The sequence below is a fragment of the Pantoea sp. NGS-ED-1003 genome (assembly GCF_000738765.1).
Taxonomy (GTDB): Bacteria; Pseudomonadota; Gammaproteobacteria; order Enterobacterales; family Enterobacteriaceae; genus Pantoea; species Pantoea septica.
The window spans coordinates 404,878-424,968 of the sequence record NZ_JPQA01000001.1 but is presented as its reverse complement, the minus strand read 5'-3'; the positions used below and the strand labels follow the sequence as shown (position 1 = coordinate 424,968).

20 protein-coding genes are annotated in these 20,091 nt (G+C 63.7%); 16 read left to right on the top strand and 4 right to left on the bottom strand.

Translation table 11 applies throughout. The annotated features are described in order from the left end of the window. Positions 1-1,323: an SrfA family protein gene (locus tag JS46_RS01955; protein WP_033747308.1), complete on the bottom strand. Its 1,323-nt coding sequence runs from the start codon at positions 1,321-1,323 to the stop codon at positions 1-3. Positions 1,324-1,485: 162 nt separating this feature from the next. After that, a complete protein-coding gene (locus JS46_RS01950) occupies positions 1,486-2,661 on the bottom strand; it encodes a benzoate/H(+) symporter BenE family transporter (protein ID WP_033747305.1) in 1,176 nt (391 codons plus the stop codon). A gap of 92 nt (positions 2,662-2,753) precedes the next feature. Here JS46_RS01950 and JS46_RS01945 point away from each other — a divergent pair, with 92 nt between their 5' ends. The 4 genes from JS46_RS01945 to JS46_RS01930 all read left to right on the top strand — a co-directional run bounded on the left by JS46_RS01945 (position 2,754) and on the right by JS46_RS01930 (position 5,447). Continuing rightward, the gene (locus tag JS46_RS01945; RefSeq protein WP_033747303.1) at positions 2,754-3,311 is read left to right on the top strand and encodes a helix-turn-helix domain-containing protein; all 558 of its coding nucleotides are present in this window, start codon (positions 2,754-2,756) and stop codon (positions 3,309-3,311) included. A 66-nt stretch (positions 3,312-3,377) separates the two neighbouring features. Further along, entirely contained in the window at positions 3,378-3,809 is a 432-nt protein-coding gene (locus JS46_RS01940) for a MarR family winged helix-turn-helix transcriptional regulator (protein WP_033747301.1), read from the top strand. Positions 3,810-3,820: 11 nt separating this feature from the next. Continuing rightward, the gene (locus tag JS46_RS01935) at positions 3,821-4,378 is read left to right on the top strand and encodes an isochorismatase family protein (protein WP_033747299.1); all 558 of its coding nucleotides are present in this window, start codon (positions 3,821-3,823) and stop codon (positions 4,376-4,378) included. 1 nt (position 4,379) lies between these two features. Further along, positions 4,380-5,447 carry an AbrB family transcriptional regulator gene (locus tag JS46_RS01930; protein ID WP_033747298.1) on the top strand — a complete coding sequence of 356 codons (1,068 nt, stop codon included), beginning with the start codon at positions 4,380-4,382 and terminating at the stop codon, positions 5,445-5,447. Between the two features lie 35 nt (positions 5,448-5,482). Here the strand turns inward: JS46_RS01930 and pqqU are convergent, their stop codons facing one another. Beyond that, entirely contained in the window at positions 5,483-7,594 is a 2,112-nt protein-coding gene (gene pqqU, locus JS46_RS01925) for a TonB-dependent receptor PqqU (RefSeq protein WP_200879015.1), read from the bottom strand. A gap of 208 nt (positions 7,595-7,802) precedes the next feature. On the opposite strand from pqqU, the gene JS46_RS01920 reads away from it, so the two are divergent. Both JS46_RS01920 and JS46_RS01915 read left to right on the top strand, forming a co-directional pair. After that, positions 7,803-8,666: an NAD(P)-dependent oxidoreductase gene (locus tag JS46_RS01920; protein ID WP_033747297.1), complete on the top strand. Its 864-nt coding sequence runs from the start codon at positions 7,803-7,805 to the stop codon at positions 8,664-8,666. A 2-nt stretch (positions 8,667-8,668) separates the two neighbouring features. Beyond that, complete coding sequence (locus JS46_RS01915; protein WP_033747295.1) at positions 8,669-9,451, top strand: helix-turn-helix transcriptional regulator; 783 nt, start codon at positions 8,669-8,671, stop codon at positions 9,449-9,451. Here JS46_RS01915 and leuA read toward each other — a convergent pair. Continuing rightward, a complete protein-coding gene (gene leuA, locus JS46_RS01910) occupies positions 9,372-11,084 on the bottom strand; it encodes a 2-isopropylmalate synthase (RefSeq protein ID WP_033747293.1) in 1,713 nt (570 codons plus the stop codon). The genes JS46_RS01915 and leuA overlap by 80 nt on opposite strands. Before the next feature lie 186 nt (positions 11,085-11,270). Between leuA and JS46_RS01905 the strand changes: the two genes are divergently transcribed. The 10 genes from JS46_RS01905 (at position 11,271) to pqqF (ending at position 20,088) form a co-directional block, all read left to right on the top strand. Then, positions 11,271-12,203 (top strand): ABC transporter substrate-binding protein, encoded by a 933-nt coding sequence (locus tag JS46_RS01905; RefSeq protein ID WP_033747290.1) that lies wholly within the window; start codon positions 11,271-11,273, stop codon positions 12,201-12,203. 129 nt (positions 12,204-12,332) lie between these two features. Next, complete coding sequence (locus JS46_RS01900; protein WP_051905544.1) at positions 12,333-12,536, top strand: hypothetical protein; 204 nt, start codon at positions 12,333-12,335, stop codon at positions 12,534-12,536. Between the two features lie 9 nt (positions 12,537-12,545). Continuing rightward, complete coding sequence (locus JS46_RS01895) at positions 12,546-13,322, top strand: hypothetical protein (protein WP_033747285.1); 777 nt, start codon at positions 12,546-12,548, stop codon at positions 13,320-13,322. Positions 13,323-13,406: 84 nt separating this feature from the next. Then, entirely contained in the window at positions 13,407-14,426 is a 1,020-nt protein-coding gene (locus JS46_RS01890) for a dipeptidase (protein WP_033747283.1), read from the top strand. Positions 14,427-14,574: 148 nt separating this feature from the next. Then, positions 14,575-14,646: a pyrroloquinoline quinone precursor peptide PqqA gene (gene pqqA / locus JS46_RS23175; protein WP_010617686.1), complete on the top strand. Its 72-nt coding sequence runs from the start codon at positions 14,575-14,577 to the stop codon at positions 14,644-14,646. A gap of 53 nt (positions 14,647-14,699) precedes the next feature. Then, on the top strand, positions 14,700-15,617 hold the full coding sequence (gene pqqB / locus JS46_RS01885; protein WP_033747281.1) for a pyrroloquinoline quinone biosynthesis protein PqqB: 918 nt from the start codon (positions 14,700-14,702) through the stop codon (positions 15,615-15,617). A gap of 3 nt (positions 15,618-15,620) precedes the next feature. After that, positions 15,621-16,376, top strand: coding sequence for a pyrroloquinoline-quinone synthase PqqC (gene pqqC / locus JS46_RS01880; RefSeq protein ID WP_033747279.1), 756 nt, complete (start codon positions 15,621-15,623; stop codon positions 16,374-16,376). Positions 16,377-16,380: 4 nt separating this feature from the next. Beyond that, the gene (pqqD, locus tag JS46_RS01875; protein WP_033747277.1) at positions 16,381-16,659 is read left to right on the top strand and encodes a pyrroloquinoline quinone biosynthesis peptide chaperone PqqD; all 279 of its coding nucleotides are present in this window, start codon (positions 16,381-16,383) and stop codon (positions 16,657-16,659) included. Beyond that, positions 16,646-17,788 (top strand): pyrroloquinoline quinone biosynthesis protein PqqE, encoded by a 1,143-nt coding sequence (pqqE, locus tag JS46_RS01870; RefSeq protein WP_033747276.1) that lies wholly within the window; start codon positions 16,646-16,648, stop codon positions 17,786-17,788. Before pqqD ends, pqqE begins: the two co-directional genes overlap by 14 nt. Positions 17,789-17,790: 2 nt before the next feature. Beyond that, positions 17,791-20,088, top strand: coding sequence for a pyrroloquinoline quinone biosynthesis protein PqqF (gene pqqF / locus JS46_RS01865; protein WP_051905543.1), 2,298 nt, complete (start codon positions 17,791-17,793; stop codon positions 20,086-20,088). Positions 20,089-20,091: the final 3 nt, after the last annotated feature.

Below are 20,091 nucleotides of genomic sequence, written 5' to 3'. Positions count from 1 at the left end.
TTACTTACTCTCACGCTTAATCGTCATCGGGAAGGATTTATCGTCGCTGAACAGCGCTTCGCACACGGCGGCGCCGTCTCCCGGCTTACACATCAGCTGCGGCATGCGGTAGCGCGAGCCGTCGCTGCATTTGGCAGTATAGCGGCTACGCACCGAGAGCTGGCCGCTGCCGAGCATGGCGGCGGTGACCTCGTCGGCGCTGCAGCGCAGGTTATTGCCCTGGGTGACGGTGGCGCTGCCTTTGCCGCCGCTGAGCTCATAGTGCAGCACCGGCGACGCGCCGCCCGGCAGGGAGTTCTGCATCACCACGCGCCAGCGGCCGTCGACGACGTTAATCGCGCCGGTGCGGACATCCTCCACGCTCATTTTCAGCGCGTCGCCCGCGGCGGGAACAGCGGGCGTCACGACGCCGGCGAGCGTTGCAGAAGGCGCAGGCGTCTCGGCGGGCGCGGCGACGCTGGCGGGCGTCTGCGGCAGGGTGGCGGCGAGCTTTTGCGCGGCGATCAGCGCGGCAGGCGGCGCGATAGCGGTGGCCGATGGAGCGGCGGCAGGCGCGGCCTGCTGCGGCGCGGCGACCGGCGTCGGCTGATGCAGCCAGAAAGCGGCGGCACCGGCAACGGCCAGCGCCACCGGCGCAAGATACAGGAGGCGGAAGGCGCGGCGCTGTGTGGCCGGCGCGACCGCGGGCGGGGCTGCTGATGTAACCGCGGGCGGCTCGACGACCTGAGGAGCTTCGACAACGGGTTCCGGCAGCGGCTCCGGCTCAGCGATCATCGGCACCATCGCCGGCTGCGGCTCGACGACAGTCAGTTCCGGCAGCAGCGGCGGCAGCGACGCCTCCAGCGTATCGCGCAGGCAGGCGAGCGCGTCGTCGCGCGTGCGCGCCTGCGCGTCGACAAAGCCCCAGAAGGTGATCACCGGCTTGCCGTCCACCAGGTAGACATACTGCTGATCGGGAAACTGCAGCGCTTTGCCCAGCAGCGCGCCGAACAGGCGCATCGCCGGATTATCGGCCTCGCGCGCGCGCGCGCTGAGATCCTGCATCTCCTGCTGCGTCGCCGTCAGCTGTTCCAGCGCCAGACGGCGCTCGTAATCGCTGGCGCCCAGCCAGGATTTTACCTTGCCGCTGAAGGGCGCGTACCAGTCGAGACGGTCGCCGCGCGCGTTGGGCTGAGGGATAGCCAGGCAGTTTGCCAGCACGGTCTGACGGCGCAGCCGCAGCGTTTCACGAATTTGCAGGGCGGATGCGTAGACCGGCTGGCCGTTTTCACCCAGCGCCAGCACCGCGTCAAGATTGCCGCTGCGCAGAAAAGTTTTTGCCACCTGTTGGGCCCTTATCGGTCGAAGTGTGAGGCAGAAAATCGTGTGATATCGGCGATTGGAGTGATTTTACGCGGAGCAACGGCAAATCAAACGCCGGAAAAAACGGTGATTAAGGGCGTTTTTCGCGCGCTGCGATAAAAAATGCGCAGCGCGCCCAGTTGGTTAAGCCGCGCGACGCGTCAGCACGGCATGCGCCGCGAGGCCGCCGACCAGCCCCCAGAACGCGGCACCGATGCCGAACAGCGTAAGGCCGGAGGCGGTAATCAGAAAGGTGATGGCGGCGGTGTCGCGCGTTTCCGGCTCCGCCAGCGCGCGCGTCAGGCTGCCGCTGAAGGTAGACAGCAGCGCCAGGCCGGCGAGGGTGGCGATCAGCGGCGACGGCAGCGCCACGAACAGCGCGGCGATAAGCGCGCCCGAGAGCCCGGCCAGCAGATAAAAAACCCCGGCCAGCGCAGCGGCCATCCAGCAGCGGCGCGGGTCGGGATCGACTTCGTCGCCCATGCAGATGGCGGCGGTAATGGCGGCGATGCAGACGGAAAAGCCGCCTAACGGCGACAGCAGCAGGGCGACCAGTCCGGTCCAGCTCATCAGCGCGGAGACCGGCGGCTGATAGCCGTGCGCCTGCAGCGTGGCGACGCCCGGCGCGTTTTGCGACGCCATGGTGACAAGGAAAAAGGGCAGGCCGACGCCGATCAGCGCGGTCAGGCTAAAGTGCGGCATGATGCCCTGCGGCAGCGCGAAGCTCGCCATTTGCGCCGGAAAATGGATCGCATGCCGGGCGAACGCCATCGCGACGCCCACCGCCAGGGTGGCCAGAATGGCATAGCGCGCCAGCCAGCGGCGCGCCAGCAGCCAGGCAAGCAGCATCGCGCCGCACAGCGCAACGTCGCTCTGCAAGCCGGTAAAGGCTTCCAGCCCGAAGCGCAGCAGGATCCCGGCGAGCATGGCGGAGGCCAGCGCGGGCGGAATGACCTTCATCAGGCGCGCAAACAGGCCGGTGACGCCGCTCAGCACGATCAGCGCGTTGGCGAAGATAAATATCCCGATCGCCTCATTGATGGAGAGCCCGTGCAGGCTGGTGGCCAGCAGCGCCGCGCCGGGCGTCGACCAGGCGCAGAGGATCGGCATGCGCGTCCAGAGCGACAGGCCCAGCGAACAGAGGCCCATCGCGATGCCCAGCATCGACAGCCAGCCGCCGATCTGCATCGGCGAAGCGCCAGCGGCCTGCGCCGCCTGAAAAATAATGGCTGCTGAACTGCTGTAGCCGACCAGTACCGCGACGAAACCTGACACCAGCATGGGAAAGGAAAAGGCGGATCGCGCCGTTATGCGCTGCATAAAACCTCCACTGTGCGTTATAACGCACATGGTAACAGTGTGCGCTATAGCGCTCAAGTGCTACACTGCCGCCATGATTTCAGGAGAACCACATGGAAAATCTGCATCAGCATCTTAGCGAGGCGCTGAAACAGCTGCGTCAGGCCAACGGCTGGAGCCTGACGCTGGCGGCGGAACGCACCGGCGTCAGCAAAGCGATGCTCGGCCAGATCGAGCGCGGCGAATCCAGCCCGACGGTGGCGACGCTGTGGAAAATCGCCACCGGTTTTAACGTTCCTTTCTCGTTTTTCATTCAGGGCAACGGGCTGCAGAGCGGCGATAGCGCGCGCTTCAGCCAGCCCAACGCGCAGATGACGGTGCGGCCGCTGCTGCCTTACGACGCGCGGCTGCGCTTCGATCTCCTGGCAGTCGAACTGGCGGCGGGCGCGCAGAGCGACTCCTCGCCGCACGAGCAAGGCTGCGTAGAGCAGGTGGTGGTGATTGAGGGCGAACTGCTGCTCGGCACGGGTGGCGTCTGGCGTCGGCTGCAAACGGGCGAAGCGCTGCAGTTCGCCGCTGACGTGGCCCACAGCTATCGCAATCCGCTCGCCACGCCGCTGCGCTTTCACAGCCTGATCCACTACCTGCAGCGTCCTGACCTTACAAATTGATACGAAGGTAAACTACACAGTTTACCTTCGTATCTCTATACTGGCGCTAACGTAAGGAGAAAGGCGATGAGCGAACTCACTGAAGCCGCCGCAGCGCTGCGCATGCTGACGGGCAAGCTAAGCCGCCGGCTGCGCGAATCCGCGCCGCCGGGCGATCTTACCTGGTCGCAGGTGTCGGTGCTGGGTTACCTGGTACGCGACGGCGCGATGACCATCACCGGGCTGGCTGCTGCGGAAGGGGTGCGCACCCAGTCGATGGGCGCCACCGTCGCCAGTCTGCTGGCCGCGGGCATGGTGCAGGGCGAAGCGGATCCGCACGACGGCCGCAAAACCCGCTACACGCCGACGTCGGCCGCCTGCGCGCTGATCGCCGCCAACCGCGCGATGCGCGACGACTGGCTGGTGCGCGCCATCGACACCCGTCTCAGCCCCGACGAGCGCCAGCTGCTGATCGCCGCGATCCCCTTACTGCAACGACTCGCCGACAACGCATCCTGAGAGGACTTTCCATGGCTCTGACTACCCTTGATACCCATACCGCACTGATTATCATCGACCTGCAGCACGGCATCGTTCGACTGCCGGTGGTGCATGAGCCGCAGCCGGTGATCGACCGCTGCGCGCAGCTCGCCGCGGGTTTCCGCGCCCGACAGCTGCCGGTGGTGCTGGTGAACGTCGCCGGCGGCGCGCCGGGCCGTAACGAGCAGGGCAGCCACAGCGGCGAACTGCCGGCCGACTGGGCGACGCTGGTGCCGGAGATGACGCCGCAGCCGGGCGATATCACCGTCACCAAGAAAACCTGGGGCGCCTTTCACCAGACCAGTCTGCATGCCGAACTGCAGGCGCGCGGCATCACCCAGGTGGTGATCTGCGGCATCGCCACCAGCATCGGCGTCGAATCCACCGCGCGTCAGGCGTATGAGTTAGGTTACAACGTCACCTTAGCCACCGATGCCATGACCGATCTCAATCTCGACACCCATAACAACAGCGTTAAGCTAATCTTCCCGCGCCTTGGCGAAACCGGCACCAGCGCCGGGGTGCTGGCGCTGGTCGACGCGCGCTAACATGGCGACGGCGCAGGCGGGCCTGACGCGCTGGGCCGGGCTGATCCTCAGCTCGGCGGCGCTGGTGGCGGTGCTGGAGTGGCTGCATATTCCGGCCGCGCTGCTGCTTGGTCCGATGTTCGCCGCCATCGGTTTCGCCGCCTCCGGCCGCGCGCTGAAAATCGCGCGGCCGCTGTTTAACGGCGCGCAGGCGACGGTCGGCGCGATGATTGCCGCGGCGATCCCCGCCTCGATATTTCATGAAATTGCGGACGACTGGCCGCTGTTTGTGCTGTGCGTCGGCGCGGTGATCGTCGCCAGCCTGGCGCTGGGCGGCCTGCTGGCGCGCTTCCGGGTGCTGCCGGGCTCGACCGCCATCTGGGGCTCGTCGCCCGGCGCGGCGACCGCCATGACCCTGATGGCGGAGAGTTTTGGCGCCGACGTGCGTCTCGTCGCATTTATGCAGTATCTGCGCGTGATGATGGTGGCGCTGGTCGCCACCCTGGTGACGCGCCTCTGGACCCACGAGGGCAGCGCGCCCGCCGCCTCGCCGGCGCTCGATCTCTTCGCGCCTTTCGCCCCGACCGCCTTTCTCTTGACGCTGCTGACCATCGCCGCTGGCCTGCTGGCGGCGCGTCTGCTGCGCATTCCCGCCGGTCCGATGCTGATGACGCTGATTATCGCCTCGCTGGCGCAGGATATCGGCGGCGTCGCTATCACGCTGCCGAAGTGGCTGCTGGCGCTGGCATACGCCTTCGTCGGCTGGGGCATCGGCCTGCGCTTCAGCGCCGATATTCTGCGCTACGCGGCGCACGCCTTGCCGCGCGTGCTGCTGTCGGTGCTGACGCTGATCGCCATCTGCGGGCTGTTCGCTTTTCTGCTGGTGAAGTTTGCCGGTATCGATCCGCTGACTGCCTATCTGGCGACCAGTCCGGGCGGCGCCGATTCAGTAGCGATTATCGCCGCGTCGAGCAACGTCGATATGCCGTTTGTGATGGCGATGCAGACCGGGCGCTTTATCGTGGTGATGTTCACCGGCCCGATCCTGTCGCGCTGGATCGCCAACTGGATGGCGCGGCGCGCGCCATAAAAAAAAGCCCCGGTTTCTGGCCGGGGCGACAGGGCTTACTGAAAGGCGTAACTCAGCGTCAGCCCGACGCTGTAATTGCGCCCTGGGGCCGGTTCGAAGTAGCGTCCGTTGCCTTCGTTAACGATCACCGAGCCGACGTAGTTGCGGTCGAAAAGGTTATTGACGCGGCCGAAGAGATCGAGCGTCCAGTTCTGCACTAGCCATTTGTAGCCGCTGTTAAGCGCCGCGACAGTATAGGCGGGTGCCTTTACATCGTTCTCGTCATCGGCGGCGATATCGCTCATATAGCGCATCTCCGCGCCCGCATAAAAGCCCTGTTCCGGCGCGTAGGCCAGACTGGCGTAGAGCATATTGCGCGCAATGCCGGGAATACGGTTGCCGTCGCAGTTCGCGTCGCCGCAGGCGTTGCTGCGATAGCGCGCGTCGAGCAGCGTCCAGGCCGCCTTCGCGCGCCAGTCGGCGGCGAACTGCTGATCCACGCCCAGCTCCAGGCCGCGCCGGCGGGTTTGCCCGGCGTTTTTATAGGTGGTGCGGCCGCCGAGGCTGGTATCGGTGACGATTTCGTTTTGGGTGTCGGTCTGGAACAGCGCGGCGGTGATCAGGCCGTTGCCGATGCGTTTTTTCGTCCCCAGCTCGACCGTGTCGCTGGTCGCCGGTTTCAGGCCGGTATTCAGGCCGGTTTCGCCGTCGCCGCGATAGGAGAGCTCATTGATGGTCGGGGTTTCAAAGCCGCGGCCCGCCGAGAGATAGGCGTTCCAGCTGCTGTCGATCGCGTACTTCAGCGACGCGGCGGGCAGCCATTTGTGGTAGCGCGCGTCGCCGCTGTCGTCGCCGTTGGCGGCGGTAATGTAGTTGTCGTTGGAGTCGAAATTAACCGTGCTGTAGCGCAGCCCGGCGTCCAGCGACCATTTGTCGGTGAGCTGCCAGGCGGTCTGCAGGTAGGGATCCAGGTTCCACATCAGGTTGCGTTCGTTACGGCGAATGTTGCCCTTCACGCCGAGGTCGTCGCCGCTGAAGTTTTCGAAACCCTTGCGGCGCTCGGTCATGGTTTCATAGTCGAGGCCGCCGGTCAGCGTCACCGGCACGCTGAACAGGCTGTCGCGGTGGGTCCAGCGCGTGTCGATGCCCTGATAGTGGCGCGTCAGGTCGATAACGCCGCCAGGATGCTTCGGGCTGAGCTGCACATTTTTCGGGATCGACTGATACTGGGTGGTTTCGCGGATCCCGGCGTACATCATTACGCTGAGATCGTCGTTTTCGCCCATCTGGCGCTGATAGTGCAAGCCGCCCTGGGTCTGATCCACCGTTTTACGCGTGTTGTAGAGCGTGACGTTGCTGACCACCTGGCGCGGGTTGGCGCGCCACTGATCCGGCGTCAGACCGCCGGGATCCTGCGCCTCAATGTGCACGCTGTTGAACAGCAGCGTCAGGGTGCTGACGTCGTCGATGCGCACTCCCAGCTTCGCGTTGCCGAGGTTCTTCTGCGCCTCGCTGTGGTCGCGGTAGCCGTGCGTGGTAAAGCGCGAGGCGGAAACGGTGTAGTTGACGTCGCCCGCCTGGGTGCCGTCGCCGGTCGCGCCGCTCGCTTTGACGCTGTTGCGCCAGCTGCCGTAGCTGCCGTACCAGCTGCCTGCTTCCAGCGTCGTCGGCTGCTGGCCGGTCTGGGTATCGACGTTAATCACGCCGCCCGAGGCGTTGCCGTAGAGCGCGGAAAAGGGGCCGCGCAGCACCTCGATATGGTCGATGGAGCCGATATCGATATTGGAGGTTTGCCCCTGACCGTCGGGCATGGTGGCGGGAATGCCGTCGACGTAGAGGCGCAGTCCGCGCACGCCGTAGGTGGAGCGCGAACCAAACCCGCGCACCGAGAGCTGCAGATCCTGCGCGTAGTTTTGACGGTTCTGGATTTGCAGGCCCGGCACGCTGCCGAGGTTTTCTGACAGATTGACGCGCGGCGCCGCCTGGCGCATATCCTCGCCGCTCACCACGCTGACCGCGGCGGGCGTATCGAGTTCGGAGAGACCGGTTTGCGCCGGCGCGGCGCTGACCACCATGGTCGCGCTGCCGGTATCAACAGCCGCCAGCAGCGGCAGCGGCAGCATAGCAGGCAGCAGCACGCTGACCTGTCGCAGTGATGCAATTTTCATGAATGAAAGACCGTCATTAAGAGATGAAATGAACCAAAAGGAACATTGTGCGCGTATGTTACGGCTTTTTACGATTATTTGAAAAGCGTAAATAATAAGGTCGTTTTATGCGAAATTCAGCGTCGAAAAATGTTTTTCCCGACTGGATTTTTCGTGACTTTCCCTTCAGTGTTAAATGCTTAGTTTACGGACAACCCGAGGAGTCAGTATGAGTCAACAACCCGCCGTCGCCGTATTAGGTTTAGGCGCCATGGGGCACGCATTCGCCGCCAACCTGCTGAAAAAGGGGTTTACCGTCTATGGCTGGAACCGCACGCGGACGCGCGGCGAAGATCTGATCGCCTCCGGCCTGACGCTGAGCGACAGCCCGGAAGAGGCGGTACGCGACGCTGACGTGGTTATCGCCATGCTCTCCGACGGCGACACCACGGAAAACACGCTGCATCAGGTGAAAGAGGCGCTGAAGCAGGGCGCGACCCTCGCGCAGATGGGCACCATCGGCGTCGAGAAAACCGACACCCTGATCGGCTGGTTCGCCAGCGAGCGCCCGGACGTGGCGTTTATCGACGCGCCGGTTTCCGGCACCAAAGCGCCGGCCGAGAATGCGCAGATCCTGGTGATGGCCAGCGGCGATCGGACGCGCGCGCAGGCAGCGGAAACGGTCTTCGCCGCGATTGGCAAAGGCACGCAGTGGCTGGGCGAGGCGGGCAAATCGTCGCGCATGAAGCTGGTGGTCAACAGCTGGCTGATCGGCCTGATGCAGAGCCTGGCGGAGAGCACGCGCCTGGCAGAGGAGTTTGGCTTTACGACCGAGGACTTCTGGAAAGTGCTGGACGGCGGCCCGCTGGCGGCGCCTTACGCCAAAGCGAAGCTCGCGATGATCGCCAGTGAAGATTTCACGCCGCAGATGAGCCTGGTATGGGCGCTGAAAGACGCGAAGCTGGCGTTAGAAGCGAAGGGCGACGCGAAACTGCCCGCACTGGAGCAGATCGCCGCACTCTGGCAGCAGGCGGTCGACGCCGGCTACGGCGAGCAAGATCTGGCGTCGATCCATCGCTATCTGAAGGAATAATCGTGACGGCGCGGCTGTCGTTCGATTTCACCTCTCGTCCGCTGGTCTCTTACGCCCATGACTACGCGCACGGCGACAGCGAACCCTGGCATCATCACAGCTGCGCGCAGCTCATTCATACGCTGAGCGGCGTGGTGCGCGTCGATACCGCGCAGGGCAGCTGGATCGTTCCGCCGGGCCGCGGCGTCTGGCTGCCCGCCTACACCCGCCATGCGCTGCAGATTACCGGTCCCGTCGCTGCGCGTACCTTATTCGTCGATCCGCTGGCGCGCGCCGACCTGCCTGCCAGCTGTCAGGTGGTGCCGATATCGCCGCTGCTGCGCGAGCTGATCGTCAGCGCGCTGCCCTTGCCGGAGATTTACGCGCCCGGCAGCCGCAGCGAGCATATCTATGAATTGATTCTGGATGAGCTGCGCGGTCTGGACGTGCTGCCGTTCAATCTGCCGGAGCCGCAGAGCGCGCGGCTGCAAAAGCTCTGCCGCGCTATCCAGCAGGCGCCGGGAGATCGCTGGACGCTGGAGGAGGGGGCGCGGCGGTTAAACCTCTCCAGCCGCACCCTTGCGCGCCACTTTCAGCGGGAGACAGGGCTGCATTTCAGCGACTGGGTGCGTCGCGCGCGCCTGGTCATCGCCCTGACCCGGCTGGCGCAGGGCGAGCCGGTGCTGGGCGTGGCGCTCGATCTCGGCTATGACAGCCCCAGCGCCTTTAGCGCGATGTTTCGTCGCCTGCTGGGGGTTGCGCCTGCTGCCTATTTTCCACAGGCAGAGAGGCCGTCGCCGCATTAAGCAGCGCCTGCAGGGAGGCGCGGGCAATATCGCTGTCGATGCTGACGCCCCAGGCGCGATCGCCCTGGCTATTCAAACAGCAGACGTAGGCGACCGAACGGCTGTCGCTGCGTTTGCCCAGCGTATGCTCGTGGTAATCCGCAATCGTCAGCTCCAGCCCCAGCGCGCGACGCAGTGCATCCACCGCCGCCGACAGCAGTCCGTTACCGCTGCCGCGCAGGCGACGAATGCCGCCGTTTATCCCCAGGCTCGCCTCAAGCCGGGTCATATCGCCGTCGCTTCGGCTTTCCGCCTCCAGCAGCGTCAACGTCGCCTGCTCTACGCCATAGTGCAGGCAGAAGCAGCGCCAGATGGCGCGCTGCGTCATCTCCTTGCCGTGGCGGTCCGTCTCTTGCTGCACCCGCTGGCTAAAATCCTGCATCAGCGCGCGCGGTAGCGTCAGGCCATGATTTTGCTCCAGCAGCCAGGCGGCACCGCTCTTGCCCGACTGGCTGTTGACGCGGATCACCGCCTCATAGCTGCAGCCGATATCGGCCGGATCGATCGTCAGGTAAGGCATCTGCCAGATCGTCTCCTGCCGCTGCTGACGCAGGGCGAAGCCTTTGCGGATCGCATCCTGATGCGAGCCGGAAAAGGCGGTAAACACCAGCTCGCCCGCATAAGGATGACGCGGATGCACCGGCAGCTGGTTGCAGCGCGTCACCACCTCCGTCACCTTGTTGATATCGCTGAAGTCAAGATGAGGCGCGATCCCCTGGCTATAGAGATTCAGCGCCAGCGTAACGATATCGACGTTGCCGGTGCGCTCGCCGTTGCCGAACAGGCAGCCTTCAACGCGATCCGCGCCCGCCAGCAGCGCCAGCTCCGCGCAGGCGGTGCCGGTGCCGCGATCGTTATGGGGATGCACGCTAATACAAACGGCATCGCGGCGGCTGAAGTGGCGGCAAAAATATTCAATCTGATCGGCATAAACGTTCGGAGTATTGACCTCTACGGTTGCGGGCAGATTGACGATCATCGGACGGGCGGCGCAGGGCTGCCAGATATCCGCTACCGCCTCGCAGATCGCCAGCGCGAATTCCGGTTCAGTAAAACAGAAGGTTTCCGGGGAGTATTCAAACGTCCATTGCGTTTCAGGCCGGGCGTCGCAGCCGTCGCGGATCTGACGCGCGCCCGCGCAGGCCAGCGCGACGATCTCCGCCTGGCTCTGGCCAAATACCCGTTCGCGAAACAGCGGCGCAGTGGCGTTATAGAGATGCAGAATAGCGCGCGGCGCACCCTGCAGCGCCTCGAACGTACGGGCGATAAGCGCTTCGCGCGCCTGCGTCAGCACCTGAATAGTGACCGCTTCGGGGATGCGGCGCTGCTCAATCAGATCGCGCACAAATTGAAAATCGGTTTGCGATGCGGCGGGAAAGGCGACCTCTATCTCTTTAAAGCCGCAGGCCAGCAGCAGATCCCAAAACGCCAGCTTGCGTTCTGCGTCCATCGGTTCCGCCAGCGCCTGATTACCGTCGCGTAAGTCGGTGGAAAGCCAGCGCGGCGCCTTTGTCAGCTGGCGATCTGGCCACTGACGATCGGGCAGGGCGATGACGGGAAAAGCACGGTACTTCTCTGTGGGTTGCGTCAACATAAAGCCTCCTTGTGGTGTCAGCGCAGTCTGCCGTGTCGCACCGCGCCGCCGCGCGCGCAAAAATGACAACCGATAACGCAAAAGCGACAGCCTTATGCGGCTGCCGGCTAACCTCATGCGGAATCGGCATCGGCGTTTCTCAACGTCCGGTTTATGCTGGTTTTTTTTGCGCCAGGAGAAAACAGGATGAAATACCACGCTCTTTACATCGCGCTTGCGCTGGCCGGCGCCTCCTCTGCGCAGGCCGTCACGCTGCGCATCGCCGATCAGAAAGGCAATATGCGTGCCGAGATGACGGCGGCGCATCAGCTCGACAACCTAATCTATGCGATCGAGTGGGCAGAGTTTCCCGCCGCCGCGCCGCTGGCGGAAGCGCTTAATGCGGGCGCGGTGGATGCGGGCATTATCGGCGATGCGCCGCTGCTCTTTTCGCTGGCCGCCGGCTCGCAGGTGAAAGCGGTGGCGGTCAGCAAATCGGTGCCTGCCGGACTGGCGGTGCTGGTGCGTCCCGATTCGCCCATTAAAACCGCCGCCGATCTCAAAGGAAAAAGCATCGCCACCGGACGCGGCTCTATCGGCCATTTTCAGGCGCTGAAAACGCTGGAGCAGGCGGGCCTGAGCGACAAAGATGTCAGCTGGCGCTTTCTACAGCCCGCCGACGCGCGCATCGCGCTTTCTAACGGCGCGGTAGACGCCTGGGCGACATGGGATCCCTATACCGCGCTGGCGGAGGTGACCCAGAGCGGCCGCATACTGGTCAACGGCGTGGGGCTCTCGACCGGCAATAGCTTCCTGGCCGCCACCGACGCCGCCATCAACGACCGCGAAAAGCGCGCCGCGCTGCAGGACTACGTCAACCGGCTGGCAGCGGCGGATCGCTGGGCCAACAGCCACGTCGCTGACTACGCCCAGACGCTGGCGAAAATTATCGGCTTTCCGCCGGCGGCAGCGGAAAAAGCGTTCTCCCGTCGCCAGTCGCACTGGCAGAGCATTGACGACCAGACGGTGCGGCAGCAGCAGGAGACCGCCGACTTTTACCAGAAATATGGCCTGATCCAGCGGTCGCTCGAGGTGAAGCCGACCTTTTATCGCGGTCTGACGGTGGCGCAGGGCGGTTAAATCAGGATGCGGTTGCGCGCCCGCGCAAAACAGCGTAGAAAACTGAACAAGGAATGTTCGCGGCGGCTGACGTATACTCAACAGGGTGCAACCGCTCAGGTTACCGCACCGTTAAGGCGAGGAGGAAAAATGAACAGGCTAAAAAGGTTAATGGGCAAGTGGTTCGCCGAGCCGGATAAGTTCATGCGCGGCTTAACCAATGAAGATCTTCGCTACTCCGATCAAGACAAGCTGATTCTCGACGTTAACGGCAACGCCCGTCTGAATATGAATAACCCTGACGTGGGCAGAGCGATGCGCGCCCGTATGGAAGAGCTGGCGCAGAAACGCTAAGGGCGCGCGATGGGACCGCTGGTCATTATGGTCGTGCTGGTCTGCGGCTACTGGTATACGGAAAACCACTATCCCTCGCGCACGCGTCAGGCGCGCTCAAGCGGCTGGATCGCCTATTTTTACGTGGCGATGCACGGCGCCAAGTTTGCGCTGCAGGGCTTTTTCGGCGTAGCGCTTATCTACGTCGCGCTTTTCCTGCTGAGTCTGCTGCTCTCTGTTCCCCATCTCTTTTTTCCCGATTACGCCGTTCAGGACTACTACTCATGGCTGACCCGCACCACGCTGATGAACTATCCGCTCTTTTTCGAGCTGGGGTTGGCGCTCGCCGCGCTGCGCGCCTGGCGCGCGGGCGAAGCGGCGCGACGCGCGATGCGAGACGGGAAAAGCAGCATGGCGGAATACCGGAAAGTCGCCCGGGAAGATGGCATGGAGTCGCTGCTGTTGCAGGCGATCGAAGAAGAGAAGCTGGTATTCGTAACGCTGAAATCGCGTAAGGTTTATATCGGCTATGTCGCCGCGCCGCGCATCGAACATACGCAAACCCAGCATCTGGCGCTTATCCCCTATATCAGCGGCTACCGCGACAAAGAGACGCTGCGCTTTTGCGAGCAGCATCGCTACTATGAACTCTACCTGGCGCAGAATATCACCGCTGATTCCCAACCCCTGAACCTGCAGCACTTTAGGCATCTTATTCCGATGGCGGAGGTCGAGGCGGTTTCGCTGTTTGACGTCGCCACCTACAAGGTATTTGACCAGTTCTCGGTGACGCCGCAGGCAGAGTAACCATTCGTGCCCTCTGATTTGGCGTTTATCCTGCGGCCGCGTAACATAGCGCGATGTTGAGTTTTTTAAACGCTTATTTCTCTGATGTTAACTTTTGATGGCCATAACGATCTGCTGCTCAATCTGTGGCTGAATCATCGCGACGCGCCGGTCGACGCCTTCTTTAACGGCATCGAGCGCGGCCAGCTCGATTTTCCTCGCATGCGTCAGGGCGGCTTTTTCGGCGGCCTGTTCGCTATTTTCGTGCCGCCGCAGGCCTATGTCGCCCAGATGGCGCCGCACCTTGCCGATACGCCCTGGCAGCCGCTGGAGATCATGTGGCAGCAGCTGGCTATTCTCACGCAGATCGCCGATCAGTCACAGGGGCGGGCGCGCCTGTGCCGTAGCGCCGCTGAGATTGCCGCCTGCCGCGATGCGGGCGTGCTGGCGCTGGTGGCCCATATCGAAGGCGCGGACGCGCTGGACGAAGAGGGCGAACAGCTGCAGGCGTTTTACGCTGCCGGCGTGCGCAGCATCGGGCCTTTCTGGAATCTGCCTAACCGCTTCGGCGTCGGCGTGACCGGCGCGTTTCCCGGCTCGCCGGACAGCGGACCAGGCCTGACCGAGGCCGGCAAAGCGCTGATCCAACAGGCCAACGCGCTGAATATGCTGATCGACGTGTCGCATATGAACGAAAAAGCGTTCTGGGATACCGCCGCGCTCTCCCGCTCGCCGCTGGTGGCGACCCACTCCAACGCCCATGCGCTCTGCGCCCAGCCGCGCAACCTGACCGATGCCCAGCTTGCCGCCATACGCGACAGCGGCGGCATGGTTGGCATCAATTTCGGCAATGCGTTCCTGCGCGCCGACGGCAAGCGCGACGGCGACACGCCGTTGAGCGACATCGTCAGGCACTACGAACGGCTCATAATGATAATGGGCAGCGATCGTGTGGGATTCGGCTCCGATTTTGACGGCATCTCCGTGCCGGACGCGCTAAAAGACGTGGCAGGACTGCCGCGCCTGTTCGCGGCATTGCGCGATGCGGGCTATGATCAGGATCGGCTGGAAAAGCTCGCCTCGGATAACTGGCTGCGCGTGCTGCGCCAGATCTGGCAGGGCTGATTCATTTCCTTAACATTTGCGGGTTGATCTCGATGCGCCGTTAGCGCACCATCAGCCGGCTCAAAATTGCGTGCATAATCACTGGATTGTTTACGTAATGATACCTGACGGGTATCGCTTTGTTCATTCACCTTAGAGGAAGACTATTATGTGGAAAAAACCTGAATTTGTTGATTTACGTCTCGGTCTGGAAGTGACGCTGTACATCTCCAACCGTTAATATCCATGCCCGCCAGCTGTGCGGGCATTTTGTTTCAACGCCGGGTTTCTCCTATGTTCATCAAAGTCCTTGGATCCGCCGCTGGCGGCGGTTTTCCTCAGTGGAACTGCAACTGCGCCAACTGTCAGGGCGTACGCGACGGCACCATTCAGGCCAGCCCGCGTACCCAGTCCTCGATTATTCTCAGCGACGACGGCGAAAACTGGGTGTTATGCAACGCCTCGCCGGACATCAGCCAGCAGATCGCCCATACGCCAGAACTGATAAAAAAGGGCGTGCTGCGCGGCACCGCCATCGGCGCCATTATTCTTACCGACAGCCAGATCGATCACACTACAGGCCTGCTCAGCCTGCGCGAAGGCTGCCCGCATCAGGTATGGTGCACGCCGGAAGTGCACGCCGATCTCACCAGCGGCTTTCCGGTGTTCACCATGCTGAAGCACTGGAACGGCGGGCTGCAGCATCGTCCCATCGCGCCGCTGGAGCCGTTCAGCGTCGACGTCTGTCCGAATCTGCGCTTTACCGCTATCCCGATCCTCAGCAACGCGCCGCCTTATTCGCCATACCGCGACCGTCCGCTGCCGGGACACAACGTGGCGCTGTTTATTGAAAACCTCGCCAGCAAACAGACGCTGCTCTATGCGCCGGGCCTCGGCGAGCCGGATGCGGTGATTATGCCCTGGCTGCAGAAGGCGGATTGCCTGCTGATCGACGGCACCGTCTGGAAAGATGACGAGCTGCAGGCCGCCGGCGTCGGCACCAACACCGGCAAGGCGATGGGCCACCTGGCGCTCTCCGAAGAGCAGGGGCTGATGGCGCTGCTCGCCTCGCTGCCGGCGAAACGCAAGATCCTTATTCACATTAACAACACCAATCCGATCCTCAACGAGCAGTCGCCGCAGCGCCAGTTTCTGACGCAGCAGGGCATTGAAGTGAGCTGGGACGGCATGGCGATTCATCTTCAGGAGTGAGTGATGCAGATCACCGAGACGCTGACGCCGCAGGCGTTCGAACAGGCGCTGCGCGATAAGGGCGCTTACTACCATATTCATCATCCTTACCATATCGCGATGCACAACGGCGATGCGACGCGCGAGCAGATCCAGGGCTGGGTGGCGAACCGCTTCTATTATCAGACCAGCATCCCGCTAAAAGACGCGGCGATCATGGCGAACTGCCCCGATCCCGCCACGCGCCGCAAGTGGGTGCAGCGCATCCTCGACCACGACGGCAGCAACGGCCATGAAGGCGGCATCGAAGCCTGGCTGCAGCTGGGCGAAGCGGTCGGACTGACGCGCGAGGCGCTGCTGTCTGAGCGCCATGTGCTGCCGGGCGTGCGCTTCGCGGTCGATGCCTATCTCAACTTCGCGCGCCGCGCCAGCTGGCAGGAGGCGGCCTGCAGCTCGCTTACCGAGCTTTTCGCGCCGCAGATCCATCAGTCGCGTCTCGACAGCTGGCCGCAGCACTATCCCTGGATTAAGGAAGAGGGCTATTTTTATTTCCGCAGCCGTCTGAGCCAGGCGAACCGCGACGTCGAGCACGGCCTGGCGCTGGCGCTGGAGTTTTGCGATACGGTCGAGAAACAGAACCGCATGCTGGAGATCCTGCAGTTCAAGCTCGATATCCTCTGGACGATGCTGGACGCCATGACCATGGCCTACGAGCTGAAGCGTCCGCCTTACCATACGGTCACCGACAAGGCGGCCTGGCACACGACAAGGCTGGTATAACACCATGAATGACAACTCAATTCCCGCGTTCCGCCGCGGCTATCGCATGCAGTGGGAAGCCGCGCAGGAGAGCCACGTGGTGCTCTATCCAGAAGGCATGGCGAAGCTGAATGAAACCGCCGCCGCCATTCTGGAACAGGTTAACGGCAAAGAGAGCGTGAGCGCAATTATCGCCGGACTCGACGCGCGCTTCCCGGAAGCGGGCGGCGTCGGCGAAGATGTCAGAGAGTTTCTGCGCGCGGCGTATGAACAAAAGTGGATAATGTTTCGTGACCCAGAATAAACCCGCCGTCAATCCGCCGCTCTGGCTGCTGGCGGAGCTGACCTACCGCTGTCCGCTGCAGTGTCCTTACTGCTCCAATCCGCTCGACTTTGCGCAGCAGGAGAAAGAGCTGACCACCGAGCAGTGGATTGAGGTATTCCGCCAGGCGCGCGCCATGGGCAGCGTCCAGCTCGGCTTTTCGGGCGGCGAACCCCTGACGCGCAAAGATCTGCCGGAGCTGATCCGCGCCGCGCGCGATCTCGGCTTCTATACCAACCTGATCACCTCCGGCATCGGCCTGACCGAGAAAAAACTCGACGCCTTCGCCGAGGCGGGCCTGGATCATATCCAGATTAGCTTCCAGGCGAGCGACGAGACGCTTAACGCCGCGCTGGCGGGGTCAAAAAAAGCCTTCCAGCAGAAGCTGGAGATGGCGCGCGCGGTGAAGAAGCACGGCTATCCGATGGTGCTGAACTTTGTGTTACACCGTCACAATATTGATCAGCTCGACAAGATTATCGACCTCTGCATTGAACTCGAAGCGGACGACGTCGAGCTGGCTACCTGCCAGTTTTACGGCTGGGCGCAGCTTAACCGTCAGGGTTTGCTGCCGACGCGCGAGCAGATTGCGCAGGCGGAAGCGGTCGTCAGCCGCTATCGCGAACGCATGAGCGGCAGCGGTAACCTGACCAATCTGCTGTTCGTGACGCCAGACTACTACGAGGAGCGTCCCAAGCCCTGTATGGGCGGCTGGGGCGCGATTTTTCTCAGCGTCACGCCAGAGGGCACCGCGCTGCCGTGCCACAGCGCGCGCCAGCTGCCGGTGCAGTTCCCGTCGGTGCTGGAACAGTCGCTGGAGGATATCTGGTATCGCTCTTTCGGCTTCAACCGCTATCGCGGCTTCGACTGGATGCCGGAACCCTGCCGCTCGTGCGACGAGAAAGAGAAGGACTTCGGCGGCTGTCGCTGCCAGGCCTTTATGCTGACCGGTAACGCCGATAATACAGATCCGGTGTGCAGCAAGTCGCCGCACCACGACGTGATCCTCGAGGCGAGACGCGAAGCGGCATGCAGCGACGTGAAAATCGGGCAGCTGCAGTTCCGCAATCGCGCCAATTCGCAGCTTATCTACAAAACCCGGACCTTTTAATCATGATGGAGACGCGTCAGCTGCGGCTGAGCAACGGCCTGCGCGTCACGCTGATCCATCAGCCCGACGCGCGGCAGGCCGCCGCACTGGCGCAGGTGGCGGCGGGCAGCCACGATGAACCCGACGCATGGCCAGGGCTGGCGCATCTGCTGGAGCATCTGCTATTCAGCGACAGCGCCCGGTTTCAGCGCGATGCGCGCCTGATGCCCTGGATACAGGCCGCAGGCGGGCGACTCAACGCCACCACGCTGGCGCGCAGCAGCGCCTGGTTTTTCGAAACCGAGCCGGAACTGCTCGCCGCAGGCGCGGCGCGGCTGGCGGATATGCTCGCCGCGCCGCAGTTCACGCCCGAAGCGATCGCCCAGGAAACGGCGGTGATCGATGCCGAATATCGGCTGATCCAGCAGCATACGCCTTCCAGACGGGAAGCAGCGCTCAATACGCGCGTCAGCGCGCCCGCCGTTTTTCAGCGTTTTCATATCGGCAGCCGCGACGCCTTCGGCGACGACGTCGGCGCGCTTAAGCAGGCGCTGCATCAGTTCCATCAGCGGTTCTTTCAGGTGGGCCAGATGCAGCTGTGGCTGCAGGGACCGCAGCCGCTGGAGGCGCTGGAGCAAATCGCACGCGCCTTTGGCGAATCCTTGCCTTCTGGCGAACGTGAGCCTCAGGTCAGAGAAATGCGTTTCGCCGCGGATGCGGATATCGCGCTGAAGACGCAGGGCGCGGGAGAGCTGTGGATCGCCGCCGCGCTACGGAGCGATATATCCGTTATTCGTGACAATGTCACTTTAATCCGCGAGTTTCTACAGGACGAGGCGCAGGGCGGCGCGATGCACAGCCTGCGCCAGCGCGGCTGGGCGCAGCGGCTGGAGTTTGCCTGGCTGAATCTTGACAGCGCAGGCGGCTGGCTGGCGCTGCAGGTTGAAACGGAATGGCCCGACGCCATCTGCGCCTGGTATCCGCAGGCGCTGCGCGCGCTGGCGCAGGCCTCGCCGGAGCAGCAGCGTCACTACCTGCGCCTGGCGCAGCGCCGCTTTAACGCGCTGACGCCGCTCGATCAGCTGCGCGAGCGGGCGTTTGGATTCCCGCCGCCCGCAGAGACAGCCGGTTTTACGCCGCTGCTGCATCAGCTTGCAGAGGCGCCGCAGGCGCGGCTGTGGAGCGCGGTCGACGTGCAGGGCACGGCGACTGAGACGCAGGGGTTTAGCCTGGATCTTCACTCCTGGACGCCCGCGCGCGTTGACGAGCCGCTGCCGACTCTGCGCTTTTACCCGCTGGCGCAGCCGCTTGCCGACCTGACGCCGCCCGCGGCGTCCGCGCCGCTGCTGCACATGGCGCCCGACGAGCAGCCAGCCACCCTGATGCTGCGCCCGCCTTTTTTCACTACGCTTACTCTCACGCAGGCGGCGGCTATCGACCGTCGCCTGCGCCCGCTTTTCGCGCTGCTGCGTCATCAGGGCGGCGCGGCAAGCTGGCGGGAGAGTCAGGGCGTCTGGCTGCTGGAGGCGCAGCTGCCGCCGGGCGGCGAGGCCTGGCTGGCGTCGCTGCCGGACGCGTTAGGCCTCGATGAAAGCCCGCAAGGCGAGCCGCCGCCGGATGATGTGGCGATCCGCGAACTGCTGCGTCGGCTGCCGCAGGCGGTTGCCGCGTCTACATCGGCGCGCGGCTGGCGCGCGGCGCTCTACGGCGGTTCGCCGCAGCAGCATGCCGTTATCGCGCGATGGCTGGCGCCGCTGGTAGCCGTGGCCCAAAACGATTTCGCAGAGCCAGAGCAGGGCAACCGGCTGACGGTGGCGCATCAGAGCCGCGACGGCGCGCTGCTGCTCTTTTTGCCTTGTCCGCCTGCGATCTCGCTGGCGGCGCTGCGCGCGCTGGCGCTGCTGATGGAGCCGCGCTTTTTCCAGCGCCTGCGCGTCGAGCAGCAGATCGGCTACGTCGTTAGCTGCCGCTATCACCGCTGCGTCGATCGCGACGGCGTGCTGTTCGCCCTGCAGTCGCCGGACGTTGCGTCCGCCGCGCTGCTTGAAGCGTGCCGCCTTTTCCTGCAGCAGTTGCAAATCCCCGATGATGCCGCCGCGCTGGACGCGTTGCGCGCGCGCCTGTGCGCCCAGCTTGACGCCGCGCCCGACGCGACGGCGGCGCTGCTGCTTGGGCTGCGTCAGGAGGGCGGACTACGCGATCTCGACAGGGCGTCGCTTGCCGCGCTGACGCCGACGCAGCTGCGACAGGCGCAGGCGCAGCTTCTCCGCCGCTGGCAGCGCGGCGTCGTCGTGGCATCGCGTCACGCCGATTCGCAATAATCA

Bases quoted from the DNA above. Each gene is read 5' to 3' on its own strand.
- JS46_RS01950 (WP_033747305.1), bottom strand. From the start codon at position 2,661: ATGCAGCGCATAACGGCGCGATCCGCCTTTTCCTTTCCCATGCTGGTG.
- JS46_RS01945 (WP_033747303.1), top strand. From the start codon at position 2,754: ATGGAAAATCTGCATCAGCATCTTAGCGAGGCGCTGAAACAGCTGCGT.
- JS46_RS01940 (WP_033747301.1), top strand. From the start codon at position 3,378: ATGAGCGAACTCACTGAAGCCGCCGCAGCGCTGCGCATGCTGACGGGC.
- JS46_RS01935 (WP_033747299.1), top strand. From the start codon at position 3,821: ATGGCTCTGACTACCCTTGATACCCATACCGCACTGATTATCATCGAC.
- JS46_RS01930 (WP_033747298.1), top strand. From the start codon at position 4,380: ATGGCGACGGCGCAGGCGGGCCTGACGCGCTGGGCCGGGCTGATCCTC.
- pqqU (WP_200879015.1), bottom strand. From the start codon at position 7,594: ATGAAAATTGCATCACTGCGACAGGTCAGCGTGCTGCTGCCTGCTATG.
- JS46_RS01920 (WP_033747297.1), top strand. From the start codon at position 7,803: ATGAGTCAACAACCCGCCGTCGCCGTATTAGGTTTAGGCGCCATGGGG.
- leuA (WP_033747293.1), bottom strand. From the start codon at position 11,084: ATGTTGACGCAACCCACAGAGAAGTACCGTGCTTTTCCCGTCATCGCC.
- JS46_RS01905 (WP_033747290.1), top strand. From the start codon at position 11,271: ATGAAATACCACGCTCTTTACATCGCGCTTGCGCTGGCCGGCGCCTCC.
- JS46_RS01900 (WP_051905544.1), top strand. From the start codon at position 12,333: ATGAACAGGCTAAAAAGGTTAATGGGCAAGTGGTTCGCCGAGCCGGAT.
- JS46_RS01895 (WP_033747285.1), top strand. From the start codon at position 12,546: ATGGGACCGCTGGTCATTATGGTCGTGCTGGTCTGCGGCTACTGGTAT.
- JS46_RS01890 (WP_033747283.1), top strand. From the start codon at position 13,407: ATGTTAACTTTTGATGGCCATAACGATCTGCTGCTCAATCTGTGGCTG.
- pqqB (WP_033747281.1), top strand. From the start codon at position 14,700: ATGTTCATCAAAGTCCTTGGATCCGCCGCTGGCGGCGGTTTTCCTCAG.
- pqqC (WP_033747279.1), top strand. From the start codon at position 15,621: ATGCAGATCACCGAGACGCTGACGCCGCAGGCGTTCGAACAGGCGCTG.
- pqqD (WP_033747277.1), top strand. From the start codon at position 16,381: ATGAATGACAACTCAATTCCCGCGTTCCGCCGCGGCTATCGCATGCAG.
- pqqF (WP_051905543.1), top strand. From the start codon at position 17,791: ATGATGGAGACGCGTCAGCTGCGGCTGAGCAACGGCCTGCGCGTCACG.